Origin of the sequence: Nostoc sp. EspVER01 (assembly GCF_034530635.1) — a bacterium.
Lineage (GTDB): Bacteria > Cyanobacteriota > Cyanobacteriia > Cyanobacteriales > Nostocaceae > Nostoc.
Window position 1 is genome coordinate 24,916 of record NZ_JAVRCS010000007.1, and the last position, 22,821, is coordinate 47,736.

Here is a 22,821-nt window from a genome sequence, read left to right on the forward strand (position 1 = left end):
GAAAAAGTTAATGTTGAAGTTGAAATTTTATCACTTCAACATTGTAATTAAAATTACATCATACTTGTGATACTCAATATGTAGTTATTTAGCAGTAAAAATACTGACTGAGCGCTACATTTTGTCTATTCATTTTGTAAACAAATTTTATTTTTAACTATTTGTAATTAGGCTAATAGGTAACAATAAAGTTAGCCTATTTACAGAAAATTTTACTCAATTAATTAATCAGGAAATTTCAGATGATTATAGTAATGAAAAGTGGTTCCCCAGAGGCGGAAATAAACCGTATTGATGAGGAACTAACCAGTTGGGGACTAACTCCAGAAAAAATTGTAGGTCAACACAAAGTGGTTATTGGTCTAGTAGGTGAAACCGCCAGCTTAGATCCGCTACAAATTCAGGAACTTAGCCCCTGGATTGAGCAGGTGTTACGGGTAGAGCAGCCTTACAAACGAGCTAGCCGTCAGTACCGCCACGGCGAAGCGTCAGATGTGGTGGTTAATACTCCTGATGGAGCGGTAGTATTTGGCGAACATCAGCCTTTGGTAGTCGTTGCTGGCCCCTGCTCCGTAGAAAATGAAGAAATGATTGTAGAGACGGCGCGGCGCGTCAAGGCTGCTGGAGCCGCATTTTTGCGCGGAGGGGCATACAAACCCCGGACTTCACCTTATGCCTTCCAAGGACACGGCGAGAGTGCTTTGGATTTGTTAGCAAGGGCGCGGGAAGTCAGCGGACTTGGGATTATTACAGAAGTAATGGATGCCGCAGACCTGGATAAAATTGCCGAAGTTGCTGACGTGATTCAGGTGGGAGCAAGAAATATGCAGAATTTCTCCTTGCTCAAAAAAGTGGGAGCGCAGCCGAAACCAGTTCTCTTGAAGCGGGGAATGGCAGCGACTATTGAAGATTGGTTGATGGCAGCCGAGTATATTCTGGCATCTGGCAATCCCAATGTAATTTTGTGTGAAAGAGGAATACGCACCTTTGACCGTCAGTATACGCGAAATACACTGGATTTATCGGTAGTGCCAGTGTTGCGAAAACTGACTCACCTGCCAATTATGATTGACCCCAGCCACGGCGTAGGTTGGTCTGAATTTGTGCCTTCAATGGCAATGGCTGCGATCGCAGCTGGCACAGATTCCCTGATGATAGAGGTTCACCCTAATCCTGCCAAAGCTTTATCCGATGGGCCCCAATCTCTGACACCAGACCGTTTCGATAACTTGATGCAAGAATTGGCAGTAATTGGTAAAGCGGTAGGACGCTGGCAGCAACCAGCAGTAGCTCTAGCTTAAAATTCAGTTGCAACTTATTGCTAGGCATAAATAAATTAAAGTTTGTAGTCAGGACTTTAGTCCTGATAAATGCGAAGAAGCGATAAATCGCTCACTACAAACTAGGATTTTTTTGTATGTTTAATTATGCCTAACTATTTATTGTAAAAGTGAAATAATTCCCCTTTAGAATATTTCTAAAGGGGATTTTTAAACACTAACTAAAGCTATGAAAAAAGAAATCTGCAAAAAATATTGATGGGCAATATTTTTTGCAATTGTAAGACTTCTTATCTATATACAGAGCGAGCAGGTATCCAGCGGCGACCACGATTTGTTTGCACCCAACGTCCAGGAACCACTATTCTCCTTCTCGCTTGAACAGGGGTACGAACCCTAACTCGCACTGGTCTTCTGATTACTCTAACTGGAGCCGATCGCCTAACTGGTCGTCTGATCTGAGCATCGGCTTGAAAAGGAATAAAGGTAACAGCAATTGGTAAAATCAGCGCTGCACTAGCAAGCATTCTTTTAATACTCATTCGCAAACTTCCCTTTTATGAAATTGACATCAAAGAGATGAATAATTGCCCAAATATTAATCTCTTTGACAAATAAATATTAGGGTTTAAAAGAGCTATACACTAGTGAGAAAGGTCATTAGTTAAACCGTGACTAATGTCATGGATCAAAAATCTAAAGATGACTCTGCTATTGAATAAAACTATTTTTAGAAGCTAGAACTGCTAATATCGAAAACTTCGATTTTGATGTTTGTGGCAGTGTTTATCTGACTGCAATATAGCGGTTATCGGTTGAGTGAGGTACAAGAACCCCACCCCCAACCCCCTCCCCGCAAGCAAGGAGGGGGCTAAGATGTACCTCATGTGATTAGGAAACGCTATACGGTTACTGCAACTAAATTTTGCCACCAGAAAAAAAGGGACGGGTAAAACACCCATCCCAGAAAATTGACTTTTGATAGCAAAACTTTTATTGCACTTGCGTGGGGAAAGCACCAGGTTGCACAGCTATGTTAAGACTCTGCCCATTGCGACGTAATTCCATACGTAAATCGCCCCCGACTTGGCTATTTTCTACTGCTTTTTGGACACTGCTGGCATCTGTGACTGCTTGACCACCAAGGGTTTGGATCACATCACCAGCACGTATCCCTGCTTTAGCGGCTGGCGAATTTGGCACAACTTTCACAACTAATACACCTTTATCTTCATTTACACTCAAACCGCTATTGGGATCTGAGTTGATATTTTGTTTTAGTTGAGGCGTTAACCCCATCATCTGAATTCCCAGATAAGGATGTTCTACTTTGCCTGTAGCGATAAGTTGGCTGGAAATGCGTTGTACTGTGTTGATGGGAATAGCAAAGCCTAATCCTTGTGCCCCTTGGATTATAGCTGTATTCATGGCAATTACCTCCCCACGAGAATTTAGCAGGGGACCGCCGGAGTTACCAGGATTAATCGCTGCATCAGTTTGAATATACTCTACTCGCTTATCGGCAGCACCGATTAGATTGCTACTGCGTCCGGTGGCACTGATGATTCCGGTAGTTACTGTATTATCTAGTCCAAGGGGGTTGCCGATCGCGATCGCCCATTCTCCCGGTTGCAGTTGATCTGAGTTCCCTAAAGCTACTGAAGGTAGATTTTCTGCCTGAATCTTAACAACAGCGACATCGGTTAATTCATCTTTTCCTAACACCTTACCTTCCAAGGTACGCCCATCTTTGAGTGTTACTGTCACTGTATCAGCACCATCTATAACATGGGCGTTAGTGAGAATCCGACCATCGGCACTGATGAGAAAACCTGAACCAGTACCCCGTTGTACCCTTTCTCCTGATTGTGGCAGTTGGGAACCAAAAAAGCGGCGAAAAAACGGATCGTTGAATTCATCTGGTATCCGACTTCTTACCGTTCGGGAAGAGTTAATCCGTACTACTGCTGGCCCGACCTTTTGCACCACCCGTGTTACAAAATTAGGATCTGTGGCGGCTGGTAATGGAGAAGCGGCATTGACTCGACTAACTGCCAAATTAGATGCACTCTCAGACATCTGCCGAGAATGTCCAGCCATATAGCCACCTGCTAATGTCATACCTGATCCCAGCAGCACCAGCGATAGAGAGGCGGCAGCCTTTTTCCAGGGTGCTTGATTACGGTATTTGGCATCAGCAGTGTTATGTGAAATGCTATTTAATGGGTGTTCTCTGTCGCGAGATTCGTTTTGCATTGCTGTCTGGAAAGATATTTAGATGTATTACTAATGTAGATATAATTTGTGACAGTTTTGTTGCGAAGGTATTGCATTGTTGTGAAAGCTTTGGTATTTTATTGAACCGTATTGGAATATAGTCATTCGTAGAGACGAACAGCGCTGCGTACTCTTTAGCAAACTCATTGCTGAGTCCTGAGTAAATTAAAAATTACTCAGTAATTTATGTACTTGGGTTTGAGCAAGATCCCTTGTGGGCGGTCTTTCAACTCAGCACTCAGAACTCTTCATCATGCCTGAAGGAATAAAAATGGCACAGGGGGAAATCTTACTTAAACCTGACACTTTATGGACAAGTGTTAAAGAACGAACTGAATATGCTTTGCAATGCGGGGCGCTACTCTCAATTCCGACAGAATTTGAATTTGTTGAACAGGATGGCGTGCGCTTTTTGGTGCGGATTTTGTCTAACCTGAATCGCAAAAAAGCAGCGAAGGATAAACAGAAAAAACAATCTGCTACTTCTGGTGAAGAGTTTAATCCTTTTTTGCCCTACGAAGAGGATTTATTTGTGGCGGATATCTCCGATACCCATGTATGTATTTTAAATAAATTCAATGTTGTAGATTATCATCTGCTAATCATCACCCGTGGTTTCGAGGAACAAGAAAGCTTACTCACTCTGGAAGATTTTACGGCTATGTGGGCCTGTTTAGCTGATTTCGATGGTTTAGCATTTTACAACAGTAGCAAAATCGCAGGTGCTAGTCAGCGACACAAGCATTTACAATTAGTACCCCTACCACTTGCCCCTTCAGGGTTGCAAATACCGATTGAACCTTTACTAATATCAGCACAATTTCAGAACTCGAACGCAACTTTAGCAAAACTTCCTTTTGTACATGCTTTCGCACCATTAAATTCTAATTGGGTGCGATCGCCATTTGCAGGGGCCCAAGCAACACTGGAAATTTATCACACTTTGCGTCACGCTGTAGGTTTAGATGACAAGCAATCTGGTGCTTACAATCTGCTAGCAACACGAGAATGGATGTTAATAGTACCGCGATCGCAGGAGCATTTCCAATCCATCTCTGTGAATTCATTAGGATTTGCTGGTGCCCTGCTGGTACGAAACGCAGCAGAAATGGAGATTCTCAAAACCCAAGGGCCGATGACTATCCTCAAAAATGTTGCTGTATCCTAATTGAGTTCGTGGGATATACAGCAGTTTTCAATTAGATACGGTACAAAATGCAGGACTGAAAATCAGCCTTGATACTCCCCACCGCATAGGCGGATGGGGATTCTTAAGCAATCCAGAAACGGATTCTCAAAGGCGCTATCAATGCCCCCCTACTGATTCCACTTAGGTTTATCCCAAGCTTCACCGCTACTTTTCATAAAAAAAGTTTTACTCCCTTCCTCTGCTCCCCTGCTCCCTGCTCCCCTGCTCCCTGCCCCCTGCCTCCTGCCCCAATTTAATCATTCTCAAGTGTTAGTGTTTCCCAATCTAAATCTGATGCTATTTGAGCAAGTTTATCTAAATCAGTCAGATTATCTAGATAGGGTAAGCAGCCTAAAACTGGCGTGTTAGTGAGTGATTGAATCAATTGAAATGGTGTCCAGTCGGCTATTTCTGCATCTGTTCGGGGTTGTACGCAGTTCAAAACAATGCCTTTGAGATTGATGCGCGATTGTCTAGCTAATGCCACATTTGCCACTGCTTGAGCGATCGCACCTAATCTCACTGGTACTACCAATACTGTTGGTAAACACCATTCCCCCGCCAAATCAGCTACCGTTAATTCCTCAGTTATTGGCGAACCTAACCCTCCCAAGGCTTCTACAAGCACAAAATCACGCTGCGATCGCAACTTAGACAAAGCTTGCCAAACTACTGCTAAATCTACTCGGCGATTTTCCCGTGCTGCTGCTATGGGAGGAGCCAGAGGTGCTTGAAAGTATAAAGGTGTAATTTCTTCAGCAGATTGTTCTAGCGCAAATAGCTTTTGATACCACTCGCGATCGCCAATCCCCGATTGAATCGGTTTCATGATTCCCCAGCGACGCTGTGGGTAATATTTTTGCCAATAAGCTGCTAACGCTGTTGTTAAAACAGTTTTACCAGCTTCTGTATCAGTTCCAGTAATCAGTAGTGTATTTAACATTAATTTCTTTGGCCAGAAAATGGTTGTGTTTCATCAGCCGGCGGCAAAGTTGGCGCTTCAGTAATCGTCGGAATTGGTAAAGGTGTTTCTGTGGGAATTGGCAAAGGTGTTTCTGTGGGAATTGGCAAGGGTGTTTCTGTAGGAATTGGCAAGGGTGTCTCTGTCGGTGTTGGCAAGGGTGTTTCTGTAGGAAGTGGCAAAGGTGTCTCTGTCGGTGTTGGGTTGACTGGTTTTTCTAATGCAACATTGAGATTGTAATTGCTTTCGGCAACTCCTGAAAGCAGAGTTAACTCAATAGTATATCTACCAGTAACCAACAATGTGCCTTGATAAAATGTGACTTGTTGGGCAGTACTCTCAATTGGTTGTCCATTGGGACTTAAGACTGTTAGCAGAATGCTGCTTCCTGGGTCAATAAACGTGTTTAATTTAGTACCTTCTCGCCCAAAAAAGCTGTACTGGATGATTTGATTTGCTTTGAGAGTACCTTCAACCGCGATCGGGTTAGATGTTGTAAGCTTGAGGCGCTTAGTAGATACAACAGGTTGGTTCGTAGGTGTTGGTGTGGGTGTTGGTGTTGGTGTTGGTGTTGGTGTTGGCGTCGGTGTGAATGTAGTACCACCAGAAATTACTGGTGAAGGGAAATTTTGTGGAAGCGTCTGATCTGATGTTTTCGACTGACTGCGGATGGAACTGACTAGTGCCCAAGAACCAAATCCTGCTACGATCACTACACCAATGGCAATTGCGGCGATCGCTAAGGGATTATCCAAAATTGAGTTGGTGGGACTTGGTGGAATCACAGGATCGGGTTTCTTGGGTGAAACTGTTGGTGCTACTAAATCAGGACGACGACTAACTGCCATTGTCTGCAAGTTAGACACATTTACATTCGGAAGACTGACTTCGTGTAAAGGTTGTAGAGCTTGAGATACACTAGCAGCACTTTGATAGCGATCGCTCGGTATATGATTCAACATTTGATTCAACACTACAGCAAATCGCGGGTTCACTTTTACCCACCGTTGCCAATTCCAAGTTAGTTGGTTTTGATCGAATAGATCCTTTGGTTCTTTACCAGTCAGCAAAACAATCGCGCTTACCGCTAATGCATACAAATCACTACTAGGATAAGCTCCCCCTGTTTGCATTTGTTCGCTGGGAGAGTAGCCTAATTTTCCCACGGTGGTTTCTGGTATGGGACTATCTGGCGATTGTAAACGCGTTGCCAGTTCCTTCACCACCCCAAAGTCAATTAACACAGGTTTAGCATCACTATCTCGCAAAATAATATTTTCTGGCGAGATATCTCGATGAATAATTCCTCGACTGTGAATATGCTCTAAAACAGGCAACAACAACTCTATCAGCTGCAATACTTCGGCCTCTGTGAAAGTTTTACCCACAGCTTGACGTTCAACCAGCAGAGTGCGGTACGTCTGACCTGCAACATAGTCCTCCACCAAAAATAAGCGTTGGTCTTGCTCAAATCTTTCCCGGAATTTCGGCACTTGTGGGTGTTCGATTTGATATAAAATGGCAGCCTCTCGGTGAAAAAGCTCTTGTGCCCTCTCCCAATCCAAAGCCGACCTTGCTGTTGAATTCAATTCCTTGATCGCGCAAAGTTCGTTAAAGCGCCTCTGGTCTTCTGCCAGATAGGTTCTACCAAATCCTCCTTGTCCGAGAATTTGAATTATGCGGTAACGGTTTTGCAAGACAGTGCCAACTGTAATCGGTGGTTGCATGATCGGTTGATTGAGTGTAGTAGCAACTGAGGAGATCACCCACAAAGATTAAGTCCAAGAGGCGACGGACAGTTACCTGCGGCAATATTCTACTATACTCAACAAGTAGACTTTACCAGAGTAAGGTTTTTCCTACTCTATAACTTCAGAGTGCCCAATCTCCCATTCAATTTTTCTTCCTAGAAAAACCAGAGATTTTGAAATATGCAAAATTAACTTGATAATCCAGTTTATACAAATCACTCTTCTGTTTTTCAATCAATTCTTGGGGAAATTGGAGAAGAATGCAGAATTCAGAATCAAGATCAAGAATGATTCCTTTAGCACTAAAAATCTTGATTTTGTCAATTTTTCTACTATTCGGCTATTTCCCAAATTTATTCGAGCGGCGATCGCCCCAACATCCCAAATTATCATTCCTTTGAATCACAGGGCAGAGGCAGTTATTGCTGCACACAATTAGAGTGATCGCAACCACCCAAAGATTAGAGCAAACCCAACAGTACTAATTTTATCCCGGCAGCTATACGGATGCTAACTAATTCAGAGGCAATTAGTAGCTTATATCATGTCCACCAAATTACCCATAATAAAGTAACCCCACCCCCAACCCCCTCCCCGAAGGCGGGGAGGGGAGACAAAGCACAGCTTTGGCGGGGTGGGGTTCTTCGGGTTTAATAAGCAATCAAGCGGACATGATATTACACTTGACAGGATGCTCAGGTTCAGGTTCAACATTTACAATATTATTGATATTGAACAACTTTTCTAGATTTAATTAAAAACTTTTAAGTAAAAATATTTACAGGAATTTACTTAGATGGGATTATTTTTTTTGAGTAATGTTTTAGTTTAAAAAAAATATCTTTATTTAATATTTATTTAACATTTATGCAAACTTTATCTAAAAACGTCCTTGTATGTGGATTAATTTTGTCCACTGCTAGCCTCTTCTAGGCTTGTTATGATTGTCATTTTTGTCAATGCGTAAGTCATAGAGTAATAAGCTACCCTTTGACTACTTAGTGATAGATGCTATACTGTGTGAGGACAAACTATTTAATATCATTAAAGTTGTCAATGCTTTACTATCAGCTATCAATGAGGTAATTAAAAGAACCTACCACACCAATAATGTTTAAGCGATTAGGGTTATTTACCTCAACCAAAAAATTGAACTATAGACCTAGTGCATTAACTTGATGTCAGTTAAGCTATCAATAGCTTGTTTGCCAAGAAAACTAGATAGTTAGCGAATAATAATTTTATGCAAAAATGTTTAAATTTTGTATGGAAGCTTCAATAAAACTTACAGATGTTTTTTTAGGCTATTTCTTGGTTAAATCTATTAAATCTCTAATGATAATATTGCTATGAATGCACATAGAGGATCTGCTGTGCTCAGTTCTGCAACTTTCAAAGTGCAACCATCTGCAACAGGACTGAACGATAATCATCGCCTGCGGCTGTTTTCTGGCTCTGCCAATTTACAACTGTCTCAAGAAGTCGCTCGTTATCTGGGCATGGACTTGGGGCCAATGATTCGCAAAAGATTTGCGGATGGAGAACTTTACGTTCAAATCCAAGAATCGATTCGGGGTTGTGATGTCTATTTAATCCAGCCATGTTGTCAACCCGTCAACGATCATTTGATGGAATTATTGATTATGGTTGACGCCTGTCGTCGAGCTTCTGCGCGACAGGTAACGGCAGTAATTCCGTACTACGGCTATGCTCGTGCCGATCGCAAAACAGCAGGACGAGAGTCAATAACCGCCAAGCTAGTTGCGAACTTGATCACCGAAGCCGGTGCCAACCGCGTTCTAGCAATGGATTTACACTCAGCTCAGATTCAAGGCTATTTCGATATCCCCTTTGACCATGTTTATGGTTCACCAGTCCTGCTCGATTATCTAGAAAGCAAACAGCTGCCAGACTTGGTAGTTGTTTCTCCCGATGTTGGTGGTGTAGCAAGAGCTAGGGCATTTGCAAAAAAACTGGGTGATGCTCCACTGGCGATTATTGACAAACGTCGTCAGGCCCATAATGTTGCAGAAGTGTTAAATGTCATCGGCGATGTTAAAGGCAAAACGGCAGTATTAGTAGATGACATGATCGACACCGGGGGTACGATCGCAGAAGGAGCGCGATTACTGCGTGAAGAAGGAGCGCGTCAGGTATATGCCTGTGCAACTCATGCGGTATTCTCTCCACCAGCGATGGAGCGGTTGTCTAGTGGCTTGTTTGAGGAAGTCATTGTCACCAATACCATTCCCATACCAGAAAGCAATCGTTTTCCACAACTAGTGGTGCTGTCAGTAGCTAATCTGTTGGGAGAAACTATCTGGCGAATTCATGAAGATACTTCAGTTAGTAGTATGTTCCGCTAGACTGTTATTCGTGTTATTGGCGTAAATTGCCCCCACTGTAACCGTTCAAGCGGTCAGTGTGGGCTTTTGCTTTTAGTTATTACGCCAAGGGGTTGCATATTTGCGGGATGATTTTACTATTTTTGTGGGATGGGCATCTTGCCATTGGTGTCAATTTAACCTGAAACCTGCTTGGTGAAAACGTTTTGCCCTCTCCCCCAGCCCCTCTCCCAAGGGAGAGGGGAGCTAGACATTAAATTCCCCTTCTCCCAAGGGAGAAGGGGTTATATCATGTCCGCTTGATTGCTTATTAAACCCGAAGAACCCCACCCCGCCAAAGCTGTGCTTTGTCTCCCCTCCCCGCAGGCGGGGAGGGGGTTGGGGGTGGGGTTATTTTATTATGGGTAATTTGGCGGACATAATATTAGGGGATGAGGGGGTGAGGGATTTGCAAAACGCCTGTCTGATATAGTTTTTGGCTTAAGTTGACACCAATGGCATCTTGCCCGTCCCTTGTATTTCCGGGCAGGATGCCCACCCCACAAGAATCATCCCTTAATTCAGCAACGCCTACGCCAACACTAACGTCCCTTGTGGGCGAAAGCACCCCTAATCAATCGCTGCACAAGAGCTTTTTGATGTGCGGTAGTAAAATGGATCCAGCACTGCCAAATCAGAATATTTTGATTCAGTTTGGACAATTTGTGTAAAGAGGACAAAAGGATGGTTGCAACTCCTAAAAAAGTAATTTCAGTTTTACCTCTGGAAAATGGCGATCGCTTATCTCGCTGCGAATTTGAGCGGCGCTATCAGGCAATGCCGCATTTAAGAAAAGCTGAACTGGTTGAAGGAGTTGTGTATATCATGGCATCCCCACTCAGAATTAAAAGTCATGGGGAACCACATGGAGATTTAATCGGGTGGTTGTGGAATTATAAAACGGCAACGCCTGGCCTTGTTCTGGGAATTGAACCCACAGTGCGTTTAGATCCGGATAATGAACCACAGCCTGACGCGGTACTATTCATTCCCGGCAGACAGGCATTGATTAGTGAGGATGATTATATCCAAGGCGCACCCGAACTGGTGATCGAAGTGGCAGCAAGCAGTGCAGCTATCGATTTACATGACAAAAAACGCACCTATCGACGGAATGGAGTACAGGAGTATATTGTCTGGCGAACATTAGATAATCAGTTGGATTGGTTTAGGCTGCAAGCAGACGAGTATGTTTCGCTACCAACCGATGAGCAAGGAATTATTCGCTCTCAGGTGTTTCCAGGGTTGTGGTTGTCGATACCTGCCTTGCTGTCAGGAGAAATGGCAATGGTGTTATCTGTCCTGCAAGCAGGTTTAGCTGCCATTGAACATCAAGAATTTATGCAAAAGTTAAAATAATTCGTAATGACGCTCTCTACGAGACACTAAAAGCGTAGTTTGCAACTCTTACAGAGTACGCGGACTCGCTCTAAGCGAAGCCATGCCGAAGGCTTTACGCTGCGCTAACGTAATTTAGTTTTATAACGTGGATTGGCTCTGCATGGGAACGAGAGACTCCCTACTCTCTACTTCCTTAACGATACAGCCAAACCCGGAGTAGTGAAAGCAGTTGCTCAGTATCTACAGGTTTGGTGATGTAGTCAGAGGCTCCAGCTTCGATGCACTTTTCCTTGTCCCCTGGCATGGCTTTGGCTGTTAAAGCAATGATTGGTAGTGAGCGAAACTGTTGTATCTTGCGGATGGCGCGGGTGGTTTCGTAACCATCCATTTCTGGCATCATGATATCCATCAAAACTATATTAATTTCAGGATTAGCTTGCAGTCTCTCTATACCATCTCTGCCGTTTTCGGCAAACAGCACTTGCATTTGATAACTTTCTAAAAAGCTAGTCAGGGCAAAAATATTTCGCAGGTCATCATCTACAATCAAAATTTTCCGATTAGCCAGCACCGGGTCAGTTTGATGTAGTTGCTCTAGCATTTGCCGCTTTGGTGTGGGCAAGTTTGCTTGCACCCGATGCAAAAATAGGGCAGTTTCGTCTAACAACCGCTCTGGCGATCGCACATTTTTAATAATAATTGTCTCTGCAAGTCCCCGCAACTGGGTTTCTTCTTGTCGGCTGAGTTCTTTGCCGGTGTAAACAATTATCGGTAGTTTCAAAAGCTTGGGTTCAAGTTTTATCTGCTCAATTAGGGTAAACCCGCTCATATCGGGCAGACCAAGATCCAGTACCATACAATCAAAGTGATGCGATCGCAAAATTGAGAGAGCTTCTGCCCCCGTACCCACTGCTGTACTCTGGACATCGCCGTTACCAATCAGTTCGATAATACTTTGGGCTTGTACGGGATCATCTTCTACAATTAGGAGATTTTTTACCTGACGCTCAATAAAACCTTTAATCTCAGTTAATACCTGAGTTATGGCTTCTGGAGACACGGGTTTTTGGAGATAGGTAATCGCTCCTAGCTGTAATCCCCGTTGTTGTCTTTCATCAACAGAAAGTATGTGTACTGGTATATGTCTGGTATCTGGTTTATGCTTCAGACGATCCAGCACCGTCCAACCATCCATCTCTGGCATGTGGATATCTAGCATAATCGCATTGGGTTTAAACTGTTCTGCCAGTGCTAGACCTTGTTTGCTCTGTAAAGCAACAATCGTTTTAAAACCCTGCTGACGTGCCATATCTAGTAAAATACGGGCGAATTTATCGTCATCCTCGATAATTAACAAAATGCGATCGCCCGATTGAATTATTTCCCGGTCATCTGGAATATCGTGGGGTAAGCTAGGAAGTACTTTCACTGATGGAGAGATGTCCACAGTTGGGGGTCTGTTTTCCACCAGTGATACTTCTTTTATGGTCGATGCTGTGCGGATAGGCTCAAGGGGTGGTGTGGTGATATTTGGGCTATGCTTTTCCTGTTGCCTGGGCAAGTAAAGGGTGAAGGTGCTTCCCTGTCCTGGTTGGCTGAGTAGTTCAATTCTCCCTCCCAACAGTTGAGCTAATTCACGGCTGATGGACAAGCCCAAGCCAGTCCCGCCATACTTGCGGCTAGTTGTGCCATCTGCTTGCTGAAATGCCTCGAAAATAACCTTCTGCTTTTCCGCTGGAATGCCTATGCCCGTGTCGCTGACGGCAAAAGCAATCGTGGAATTATCAACTTGGAATATTTGTAACTTCACGCCTCCCTGTTCTGTAAATTTAAAGGCGTTAGCTAGGAGATTTTTCAGCACTTGTTGCAGACGTTTGGAGTCGTTATAAATTGTCGGGGGTAACTTCTCATCCCGTTCGATAGTAAAACTGATTTCTTTATTGTGGGCAACTTGCCGGAAAGTCTGCTCTAGAGATGTCTCCAAATCTGCAAGAGCAATTTGCTCAATATCGAGCGACATAGTACCCGACTCAATTTTTGCCAAATCGAGAATGTCATTGATTAATTCCAGCAAATCAGTCCCAGCCGAATAAATAGTCCGGCTGTACTCTACCTGTTTGTCGGTCAAGTTGTTAAGAGAGTTATCTGCCAGCAGCCTTGCTAAAATTAATAGGCTATTTAACGGTGTCCGCAGCTCGTGGGACATATTCGCCAGAAATTCTGACTTATATTTGGAAGACAAGGCCAGTTGTTGGGCTTTTTCTTCCAAAGACTTCCTCGCCCGCTCAACTTCCTGGTTCTTGCGGGCCACTTCTCGATTTTGAACTTCTAACAATTCTGCCTTTTCTTCTAGTTCCTCATTTAGTTGTTGCAATTCTTCGTTAGATTGCTTGACAAGAAATTGTGATTCTTCCAGTTCTTGCGTCTGTTCTTCCAAGCGTTGATTGCTTTGCTGTAGTTCTTCTTGCTGGGTTTGCAGTTCTTCTGTTAAAGCAACAGATTCTTCAAGTAGTTGCTGTGTTTGCAATTGTGAGGCGATGTTATTTAAAAATACACCCAGATTTTCACTTAATTGCTCTAGAAATGTTAGGTGTAACTCACTAAAAGACCCAAAAGAGGCAAGTTCAATAACAGCATTTACCTGTCCCTCAAATAATATGGGCAAAACAATAATGTTTAACGGTGGTGCTTCTCCCAAACCGGAACTGATGCGGATATAGTCATTGGGAACTTCCGTGAGGAGGATTCTTTGTTTTTCTAGGGCTGATTGTCCCACCAGTCCCTCACCTAAGCGAAACTGATTTGCCAAGTTTTTCCGCTCTTTGTAAGCATAACCACTCAACAACTTCAATATAGGCTGGTCGTTGATGGAGTCCATTACATAAAAAACGCCCTGTGATGCCCCAACTAGTGGTGCTAAATTCGACAAGATTAGATTAGAAACGCTTTCCAGATTTCTTTGCCCTTGGAGCATCTGGGTAAATTCAGCTAAGTTAGATTTGAGCCAGTTTTGCTCCTCATTTTTTTGAGTTGTATTTCGCAGATTAACGATCATCTGGTTAAAGGTGCGCGTTAAAACACCAATTTCATCATGGCGATCGCTATCTGGTAAACTTACCGATAAATCCCCATCCGCCATTTTTTCTGCCAAATCAGAAACTTGCTTCAGCGGTACTGAAATATGTCTGGTCAGGGTGAAGCCGATCAAAGCTAAGAGCAAAGAAAAGAAGGGAATACTATAAACTATGCTGGCGAGAGTTTGCCGACCAGCTGCTCGTGCTTTCTCAGACCGCTGTTTTAGCAGTGCATTCTCTTCATTTTTCATCGCCTGGATAACTTTCTGGATATTATCCATCAGCTGCTTACCCTGGTCTGTGAGAACAGCTTTCTGAGAAGCTTCTAAGCCTTGGCTTTGCCGTAGCTCTATGACTTCTTCCATTACAGCCATTCTCTCGGTTAGTAACGGCTGCAAAATATTAAGCCGATTTTGTTGGTTGGGGTTATCTCCCATTAACCTTTGAAGTTCCCTAACTTTTTGATTCAGTACTTGAATAGCAGCGTTATAAGGTTCTAAATAGCGCTGTTCTCCAGTAATAATGTAACCGCGTTGCCCAGTCTCAGCATTTGTCAGTTGCAAGTTGAGGTCTTCAAGCTGACTTAACACCTGGTAAGTATGGCTTTCTTTGCCCGAAGTTTCAATTAGCTCATTGGTGCTTTGATAGGAGATTAGACCAATGGTGGTCAGAGTTGCCAAACTCAAAGCAAAACTTACTCCAATCTTGGTTCCAATCTTCAAACGGTTCAACATTATTCCAAACAGGTTTTCTAATTATTTCTGTTTTTGAGACTATTTTGATTATGTTTTGGCTATCCCAAATAAATGGAGGATATTTAATTCATGTTAAGATATGCATAGTTTTTTTGCATACCAACTATTACCATTTGTATCCTTATTTTTTTTATAAATGTAACGTTAATTTAAATAGTTATATATTTAAATAAAAATATTATTTAAGAAATTTGACATTTTTATTAATAAAAAACGCTTTTACAGTTGAATATGACACCTATGCCATTGTACATCAATCTACAGCGCAAGTGGTATTCATTCCACGGGAAAGTTAAGGTTTCAAAAGACAACCTATATCTACAGAAGTATATGCATATAGTACTATTGTATTGCTTAACCTATATATAAGCTAAGTTATTAGTAATATGCACAATTCAATTATTAACTTGAGGATTAATTAGAAGTTGGTAATAAACTGGCGATCGCTTCTAGCTGCATCAAGCTCGGATTGACTATAAATACTAAAATGTTGAATCTTGTTACTCTCTAAAATAGCTCTTGCACCTGCTAAATAGATATCAGTGCTTTTTAACACTAATAAGTAATGACCAAGAGTCAGATGATGCTCATAATATCTAGCTAACTCATCAGAAATTCCTAAAAAAGTAGTATATTTCTCTTGAGAACTGCTGATATCTACCTCACAAATATCACTTAAGCTGCTTGTATTTTTAACAACTATTGATACTTGACTCATTGGGAAGTCAGCGCTTCTCAGTTCAGTAAGCGCTCTTTCTGCGTCTTGACGCTGATCAAAAATACCAAGTGCGTATTTATAGCGATTATTTGGGGTCGAGTATGGCTCAAAGACTCCCCATTGTTGAATATCACGGCGATTAAAAATCCTCTTGGCGAGACGAATTTCTATGTCTATGCCGGTTACTATCACCAAATAGTAACCTTTACAGACAAGATCGCTATAACCCTGTGCAAGATTTTCAGCAATTCCTAAACTTAGGAACAAAGCAGGCAAACCACCTGCTAAAGTGGTAGCGATCGCAGTTACTTCCGCTCCGGCTAAGATGACTGGGCCTATACCAGGAATTACCAAGAGGACTAGACCGACTGATAAGTCAGTAAGACGGTCTAAAGTATCACTAGCAACGGCTCCAGCAGCATCTTCTGAGGATGTATTGCTAGTGCATTCTTCAATTTCAACACCAGCAATATCACTTTCTTCTTCTTCTTCTGTATTCCGTGCAATAACAGAAACTTTGTCCATTGGAAAATTAGAAGCTTTTAGTTCCTTTAGTACCAATTGTGCATCGGAATTCCTAGCGAAAACTCCTATAGTTCTTCGCTCTTTTTCTAATGTCATTTTATCGGTTTATTGCAGTTAGAAGTGATTCCCAAGATTGTTACCTGAAATTGAGGTAATTACACAGCTCGACGAGTCAGTAAACCCCAAAGGAAAATTAGGATCATTGCACCAATAACAGCAAATAAAATGCTTCCCAGAGATAAAGCTCCTACAGATGCAGCTGCTGCCGAGCTACTTCCTAACAATACTTGACCTAAGTAACCCCCGAATACGGCTCCCAGGATTCCTAAGATAATAGTAGAGATAATACCGCCACCTTGGGTTCCAGGATAAAATAATTTAGCTAACGCACCTGCAATTAAACCCAAAACCAACCAAGCAATAATGTTAGTCATTGATTTTCTCCTTCATTGAGAATCTGCTTTGTTTGCATTTGACTATTTCATATTAAAGTTTGCCTGGAAAGTTTTCGATCTATCTAGAGAACTAATATCAGAAATCTTTGGATATCATTTGAATATTCGCCAAGTCATCTTTGAGGATGAATATACAAATTAGTCACATTCTGTACATTCAAGTATTTGTATAGCAGTCCTATTTGACATCATACAAGATGTAGATAAGGAAGCTAACCGCCTTCTATCTGAGACGGGACGTGTAGCTTGCTTCCCTGTAGAAGTAAGCGTAGTATCTCGTCGAAAAGGACAAAAAAGGAAGAAAAAATAAAGAAATCTATACATTTCACATCTATAATTTCGATTTTCAAAAAAGCGATGTCAGCCGTTCAAGGCTCATGACTGGAGACTATAGAAAGAGCTAGTTGATATAGTTGGCGACGGGGAAGGGAAGTAAATTTTGCTAACTGACGGCTAGCTTGCGATCGCGATATTCCTTGACTAATTAACTGCTTCAATTCGGCTTTCAATTCTTGTTCTGTCAGTTGGGGCTGACTGGCTGGAATTCCCGCGACTACTAATGTATATTCACCTTGGGGTTCTCGTTGGCTGTAGTAAGCGATCGCCTCAGCAATTGTCCCCCGCCAAAATTCTTCATACAATTTAGTTAACTCCCGTCCTAGCACAATTTGGCGATCGCTTCCCCAAATTTCTGCTAAGTCTTGCAAAGTATCTCGCAAACGGTGCGGCGATTCGTAGAAAATCAAAGTGCGAGATTCTGTTTGCAGAGATTCTAAATGTTCTTGTCTCTGTTGAGTTTTCGCCGGGAGAAAGCCTTCAAAGACAAACCGATCCGTTGGTAATCCCGCTGCACTCAAAGCGGTAATTGCTGCACTAGCGCCAGGAATGGGAACTACAGGAATTCCCGCTTCAATACAGGCTTTCACCAGTTCATATCCAGGATCGGAAATACCTGGCATCCCAGCATCACTCACCAGAGCGATCGCTTTATTATTAACTAAATGCTCTAATAATTCTGGAATACGGCTGGTACGATTGTGTTCGTGGTAACTCACCTGGGGTGTTTTAACTTGAAAATGCTGTAGCAGTTTCCCCGTATGACGCGTGTCTTCCGCAGCAATGATATCCACAGTTTGCAAAATTCGCACTGCCCGAAAGGTGATATCTTCCAGGTTGCCAATTGGTGTGCCGACAACGTAAAGTGTTCCTGGTTTTGGATCGGTTTGCATGAGTAAGAGTTAGGAGTTAGGAGTTAGGAGTTAGGAGTTAGGAGTTAGGAGTTAGGAGTTAGGAGGTAAGAGTTTGAAGTTACAGCAGTTTTCATGTATTTGAACCACACCTGTTAAACTAATCCAACTATGCAGATTATCTCTGCAAGCTGATTTTATTAGGAATCTTTAAATGAAACCAATTTTAGGTTTAGCGATCAGTTCTATATTCATTTCTGCACCAGCTTTTGCACAGAGACAATTACAACCATTATCTGGCATTAAGATTTTAGTTAACCCAGGACACGGAGGGCAAGAAACTGGCGCGGCTGGAGCAACAGGATATTTTGCTAAAGATGTTAGCCTCACAGTATCTAAGTTGCTGCGTGATGAACTGGTCTTAAGAGGTGCGTTAGTAGTGATGACGCGAGAAGATGACAGAGAAGTAGCTTTGTCCGAGCGCCAAGCTATGATCGATCAACAACAACCAGCGATCGCTCTAACCATACATTACACAGCAGTACCCGACGACGGAGATGCAGAGAATACCAAGGGCATTAGAACTTTTTGGTATCATTCTCAAGCCCATAGCCTAGCCGTTTTTCTTCACCATTATCTAGTTAACCAGTTAGGACGTTCATCAATGGGGGTGTTTTGGAATAACTTGGCGCTAACTCGTCCCTCTACAGCACCATCGGTGGTAATGGAACTGGGTTTTATGACTAACCCCGAAGAATTTGAATGGATAGCTAATACCGATGAACAAAAAAAATTAGCACGAGTTTTGGCAGATGGTGTTGTTGAGTGGTTTCAGGGTGCAATCACTCCCAATACTGTTAAGAGACGCGATAAATCACCGTCTCTACATTGAAGAAGAATTCAGAAGTCAAAATGGGCTAAACGCCCCGCTACCGCTAACAGGAGTCAGAATCAAGACGCGACTCGAAAATACTGGCTATCTGCTTTTTCGTTCAAAATTCATTCTGAATTCTGGCTCGCTTCGACTCCTTTCGACTTCTCTACGAGACGCTACGCGAACGCTCAAGGCAAGTCGCTCGGCGACCACCTGACTCCTGAATTCTGTTTTGATAAATGTTTGGCAAAAACCGAATGACAAAATACCATTTTTTGGTTCATTATTTCAGCAATCTTAGTCCACTGAGGGTAACTAATACTGTGGAACCTTCATGACCAATGACGCCGATGGGTAGGTTAATATTTCCTAGAAAGTTGCCGACTAAAAGCAACATAATGAAACTCAACGCTACAACTATATTTTGTTTTACGATGGCTTGCGATCGCCTGCCCAAATGCATCGCTACAGCAATTTTTTCTAACCTGTCTGCCATCAGTACGATATCTGCGGTTTCTAATGCCACATCGCTACCAGATACTCCCATCGCTATACCTACAGATGCTTGCGCTAAAGCTGGTGCATCATTAATGCCATCGCCTACCATTGCAACTGTTTGATATTGTTGCTGTAAACGGCGGATAACATTCAGCTTATCTTCTGGTAGAAGTTGGGCATATATTTGATCAATTCCGACTGCTTTGGCTACACTGCGAGCAGTTTCCTGATTATCCCCGGTTAGCATGACAATTTGTTCAACTCCCAGTTTCTTTAATCGGCTGATGGTTGCGGCTGCTTGCGTTCTTACTTGATCTGCGATCGCAATTACACCCATCACCTCTGCTCCTCTGCCCCCCTGCTCCTCGTTCACTGAGCGTAGCCGTTGGCGCAGCCTCTCGTAGAGAAGTGCTGCTCCCCTGCTTTCCTGTGCTACCCAAACCACAGTTTTACCTTCTTGCTCCCAAGATTGAACGATTTCTCGCAATTCTTCAGGTAAATTTGTTACATACTGCTGCACAAAAATGGCATTCCCGACAATTATTTGTTGTTCTTGAGCAATTCCGACAATTCCCTGTCCCGGTATAGCTTGCACTTCGATTGCACCAACCCAATCTAAATCGCTAGCCGCTTGTACAATTGCCTTACCGATGGGATGTTCGGAAGATGCTTCGACACTAGCAGCTGTTTTTAATACATCATCATTAGTGTATTCACTAGCTGAAACTACCTGAAATACCTGCACCTGTCCTGTTGTAAGAGTACCAGTTTTATCAAATGCGATCGCTCTGACTTGGCCAATCTTCTCCAACTGCGCCCCATTTTTAAACAAAATCCCCTGTCTTGCACCATTGGCGATTCCTGAAAGCAGGGTGGGCATAATTGCAGCCATCAGCGCACAGGGAGAAGCTACCACCAGGAAAGTAAGGGCGCGATAAATTGTTGTTTCCCAATCCCAACCCCAAAGAAATGGCGGTAAAGTTGCCAGCAATATCCCAGCTACTACAATGACTTTTGCATATCCCTTCTCAAAGCGATCGATAAACTCTTGGGAAGGTGGTGCTTCTGTCTGCGCTTGTTCTACCAAACGAATCACACGCTGGATTAAACTACTTTGGGCTGGTTTGTGTACCTTAATCTGCAATGCACCATAGCCGTTGAGTGTACCAGCAAATACTTCTGCGCCCACTGTTTTCTCTACAGGTAAAGACTCACCCGTAATTGCAGCTTGATTGAGGGTGCTGTAACCAGATAAAATTATCCCATCAGTAGGAATTAGCTCTCCAGGTTTGACGACAATCTCATCACCCACTTTTAGCTGACTGATCGGAATTTCCTTTTCCCTCCCCTGAAGCAAAACCCTTGCTGTATCTGGTGTCAAACTCATCAAACTGCGGATACTCCGCTCAGTTCTCTGCATTGCATAGCCTTCGAGTGCGCCACTGATGGCAAAGATCAGAATCAAAATTGCCCCATCAATAATTAGATGATATTCTCTTCGCCATAAGCCGAGGCTAGCAGCACCAATGGCGGCGACAATCATCAACAAATCTACATCGAGTTCTTTTTCTTTGAAGAGGGTAGTCAATCCTTCTCGCGCACTTTCGTAACCACCAATTACATAAGCGGCGGGTAGTAGCAGGAACGCTAATCCCAACCAACCGAGATGCAAGGCGAACCATCCGAAAAGTAACAATAAGCCACACAAAAGGGCGGCTACGGTATCTGCGTGTTCTCTGGTGACTTGGCCTAAACGTTGGGGGTAGAGCATGAGAGGTGAATTTATAGTGACTCTCTCAGGCTAAACCTTGACATTGATGTTAATGTCAAGGATATGGGAGTTAAAAATGAAAAGTAAAATCCTTTTACACTCCTGCATTAAGAGGAAAAATCTATGCTAAAGCGAATTTATATTGATAACTTTCGTGGGTTGGTAAATTTTGAGATAAATTTTGACTCGATTAATCTGTTTCTTGGTGCTAATGGTTCAGGAAAATCAACTGTTTTTGAGTCATTAAGAAAAATTCAAGCCTTTTTAACTATTCATTGTGACGCAGGAGAAGTTTTTAAATCTTCTGACTGCACACGCTGGCAGACTTTAGAAATTCAGCGTTTTGAGTTAGAAATTTCTGGCAATGGTGGCGATTATAAATATGAACTTGCCATTGAACATCATATGAAACATAATTGCCATGTTAAATATGAGCGCCTGTATTTCAATAATAATCTTTTATTAAATATTGAGAATGGTAAGGGTCAGCTTGCTAGAGATGATAATTCATATATGTCTGATTTTCCATTCCCTACCTCTCATTCTGCAATATTATTACTAATAGAAAGTGGCAATACCAAACTGAAATGGTTCCAAATGCGGATGGAACGATTAATCATTGTACAAATTATTCCTAGCTTCATGACCAATGGGAGTAAAAAAGAAGAGTTGCAACTGAATTGGAAAATGGAAAATTTTGCTTCTTGGTATCGGTATATCACTCAAGAAGAAGCTAAAACAGCAGAGTTAATTAATGTGCTAAAAACATTGTTACCTGGCTTTTTAGGCTTTAGATGGGAATATTTAACCGAAGAGTATGTAACTCTAAAATTGCAGTTTGCAGATGAGGAAGATAAGACAAAAATTATTGATTATCGTTTAAGTGAATTATCTGATGGACAAAAAGCGCTTTTTGCTCTTTATACTTTCCTGTATTGTACTCAATCTGAAGACTATACATTATGTATAGATGAGCCAGAAAATTTTTTAGCCCTGCCAGAAATTCAGCCCTGGCTAATTAAACTATATGATTTTTGCAGTGAAGAAAAATTACAAGCTTTGCTGATTTCCCATCATCCAGAACTAATTAATTATCTTTTAGCATCACCTATAGGTTATTGGTTTGAGCGTCAAATCAATAAACCTGTGAAGGTGAAAAAGATTAGTAATGAGTTGGCTGACAATACTGGATTACCCGTTTCAGAATTGATTGCGCGGGGATGGCTATATGAGCCAGCGTAGAATACAGATTCTTGTCTTGTGTGAGGATAGGCAACAAGAGGTTTTTGCTCGTCATTTTCTAAAAATACGAGGCTTTAATGGAACAATCAGATTTTTACCTTGCCCAGATGGAAGCCAATCCGCAGAACAGTATGTGCGATTGTGTTATCCAAAAGAAGTGAAAGCATACCGCAGCAAGGCAAGCTACTTATCTATTGGGCTGGTTGTAGTGATTGATGCAGATAAAAAAACGGTAGAGGAAAGGTTGAAGCAATTAGATGATGCACTGAAAGAAGATTCACAGCAGATTCGCCAGCCTGATGAAGCCATAGCAATATTCGTGCCAAAAAGAAATATTGAAACTTGGATACATTATTTACGGGGACAGGCTGTTGATGAAGAAACAGAATATCCAAAATTTCCTAGAAATGAGTCAGCCTGCAAACCATCTGTAGAAAACTTGGTAAATCAGTGTTACCAAGGTTTAGATGAAAATGCGCCACTATCTCTTCAGGCGGCTTGTGAAGAGTTACAAAGAATTTTGCCGTTGTTGGGGTAAA

General features: G+C 42.3%; 15 protein-coding genes and 1 pseudogene. 7 read left to right on the top strand and 9 right to left on the bottom strand.

Translation table 11 applies throughout. The features are described 5' to 3' along the window. Window positions 1-242: 242 nt before the first annotated feature. Window positions 243-1,301, top strand: a complete 1,059-nt coding sequence (gene aroF / locus RMX69_RS08195) for a 3-deoxy-7-phosphoheptulonate synthase (protein WP_289796491.1) — start codon at window positions 243-245, stop codon at window positions 1,299-1,301. 269 nt (window positions 1,302-1,570) lie between these two features. Here the strand turns inward: aroF and RMX69_RS08200 are convergent, their stop codons facing one another. Both RMX69_RS08200 and RMX69_RS08205 read right to left on the bottom strand, forming a co-directional pair. Beyond that, complete coding sequence (locus RMX69_RS08200) at window positions 1,571-1,822, bottom strand: hypothetical protein (protein ID WP_289796492.1); 252 nt, start codon at window positions 1,820-1,822, stop codon at window positions 1,571-1,573. A 451-nt stretch (window positions 1,823-2,273) separates the two neighbouring features. Next, entirely contained in the window at window positions 2,274-3,536 is a 1,263-nt protein-coding gene (locus RMX69_RS08205) for an HhoA/HhoB/HtrA family serine endopeptidase (RefSeq protein WP_289796493.1), read from the bottom strand. Between the two features lie 292 nt (window positions 3,537-3,828). Here RMX69_RS08205 and RMX69_RS08210 point away from each other — a divergent pair, with 292 nt between their 5' ends. After that, window positions 3,829-4,725, top strand: coding sequence for a phosphorylase (locus tag RMX69_RS08210; RefSeq protein WP_322637225.1), 897 nt, complete (start codon window positions 3,829-3,831; stop codon window positions 4,723-4,725). A 274-nt stretch (window positions 4,726-4,999) separates the two neighbouring features. Here RMX69_RS08210 and bioD read toward each other — a convergent pair whose 3' ends face one another. Together bioD and RMX69_RS08220 are read right to left on the bottom strand one after the other, a co-directional pair. Beyond that, a complete protein-coding gene (bioD, locus tag RMX69_RS08215; RefSeq protein WP_289796494.1) occupies window positions 5,000-5,689 on the bottom strand; it encodes a dethiobiotin synthase in 690 nt (229 codons plus the stop codon). Then, a complete protein-coding gene (locus RMX69_RS08220) occupies window positions 5,689-7,434 on the bottom strand; it encodes a serine/threonine-protein kinase (protein ID WP_322637135.1) in 1,746 nt (581 codons plus the stop codon). Before RMX69_RS08220 ends, bioD begins: the two co-directional genes overlap by 1 nt. A gap of 1,373 nt (window positions 7,435-8,807) precedes the next feature. Between RMX69_RS08220 and RMX69_RS08225 the strand changes: the two genes are divergently transcribed. After that, window positions 8,808-9,824 carry a ribose-phosphate pyrophosphokinase gene (locus tag RMX69_RS08225; RefSeq protein WP_289796496.1) on the top strand — a complete coding sequence of 339 codons (1,017 nt, stop codon included), beginning with the start codon at window positions 8,808-8,810 and terminating at the stop codon, window positions 9,822-9,824. A 702-nt stretch (window positions 9,825-10,526) separates the two neighbouring features. Continuing rightward, window positions 10,527-11,201: a Uma2 family endonuclease gene (locus RMX69_RS08230; protein WP_289796498.1), complete on the top strand. Its 675-nt coding sequence runs from the start codon at window positions 10,527-10,529 to the stop codon at window positions 11,199-11,201. A gap of 175 nt (window positions 11,202-11,376) precedes the next feature. On the opposite strand, the gene RMX69_RS08235 is transcribed toward RMX69_RS08230, so the two are convergent. The 4 genes from RMX69_RS08235 to rsmI all read right to left on the bottom strand — a co-directional run bounded on the left by RMX69_RS08235 (window position 11,377) and on the right by rsmI (window position 17,939). Beyond that, the gene (locus RMX69_RS08235; protein WP_322637136.1) at window positions 11,377-14,991 is read right to left on the bottom strand and encodes a response regulator; all 3,615 of its coding nucleotides are present in this window, start codon (window positions 14,989-14,991) and stop codon (window positions 11,377-11,379) included. Between the two features lie 439 nt (window positions 14,992-15,430). Next, window positions 15,431-16,351, bottom strand: coding sequence for a hypothetical protein (locus RMX69_RS08240; protein ID WP_322637137.1), 921 nt, complete (start codon window positions 16,349-16,351; stop codon window positions 15,431-15,433). 59 nt (window positions 16,352-16,410) lie between these two features. After that, window positions 16,411-16,689, bottom strand: a complete 279-nt coding sequence (locus tag RMX69_RS08245; RefSeq protein WP_289796500.1) for a GlsB/YeaQ/YmgE family stress response membrane protein — start codon at window positions 16,687-16,689, stop codon at window positions 16,411-16,413. Window positions 16,690-17,078: 389 nt separating this feature from the next. Next, entirely contained in the window at window positions 17,079-17,939 is an 861-nt protein-coding gene (gene rsmI / locus RMX69_RS08250; protein WP_289796501.1) for a 16S rRNA (cytidine(1402)-2'-O)-methyltransferase, read from the bottom strand. A gap of 244 nt (window positions 17,940-18,183) precedes the next feature. On the opposite strand from rsmI, the pseudogene RMX69_RS08255 reads away from it, so the two are divergent. Continuing rightward, window positions 18,184-18,789, top strand: a pseudogene (locus RMX69_RS08255) (N-acetylmuramoyl-L-alanine amidase family protein); the annotation flags it as partial. A 265-nt stretch (window positions 18,790-19,054) separates the two neighbouring features. Here RMX69_RS08255 and RMX69_RS08260 read toward each other — a convergent pair. After that, window positions 19,055-21,040 carry a heavy metal translocating P-type ATPase gene (locus RMX69_RS08260; RefSeq protein ID WP_322637138.1) on the bottom strand — a complete coding sequence of 662 codons (1,986 nt, stop codon included), beginning with the start codon at window positions 21,038-21,040 and terminating at the stop codon, window positions 19,055-19,057. 123 nt (window positions 21,041-21,163) lie between these two features. Between RMX69_RS08260 and RMX69_RS08265 the strand changes: the two genes are divergently transcribed. Continuing rightward, complete coding sequence (locus RMX69_RS08265) at window positions 21,164-22,282, top strand: AAA family ATPase (RefSeq protein ID WP_289796503.1); 1,119 nt, start codon at window positions 21,164-21,166, stop codon at window positions 22,280-22,282. Beyond that, a complete protein-coding gene (locus RMX69_RS08270) occupies window positions 22,269-22,820 on the top strand; it encodes a hypothetical protein (RefSeq protein WP_289796504.1) in 552 nt (183 codons plus the stop codon). The genes RMX69_RS08265 and RMX69_RS08270 overlap by 14 nt, the downstream gene beginning before the upstream one ends. Window position 22,821 lies beyond the last annotated feature (1 nt).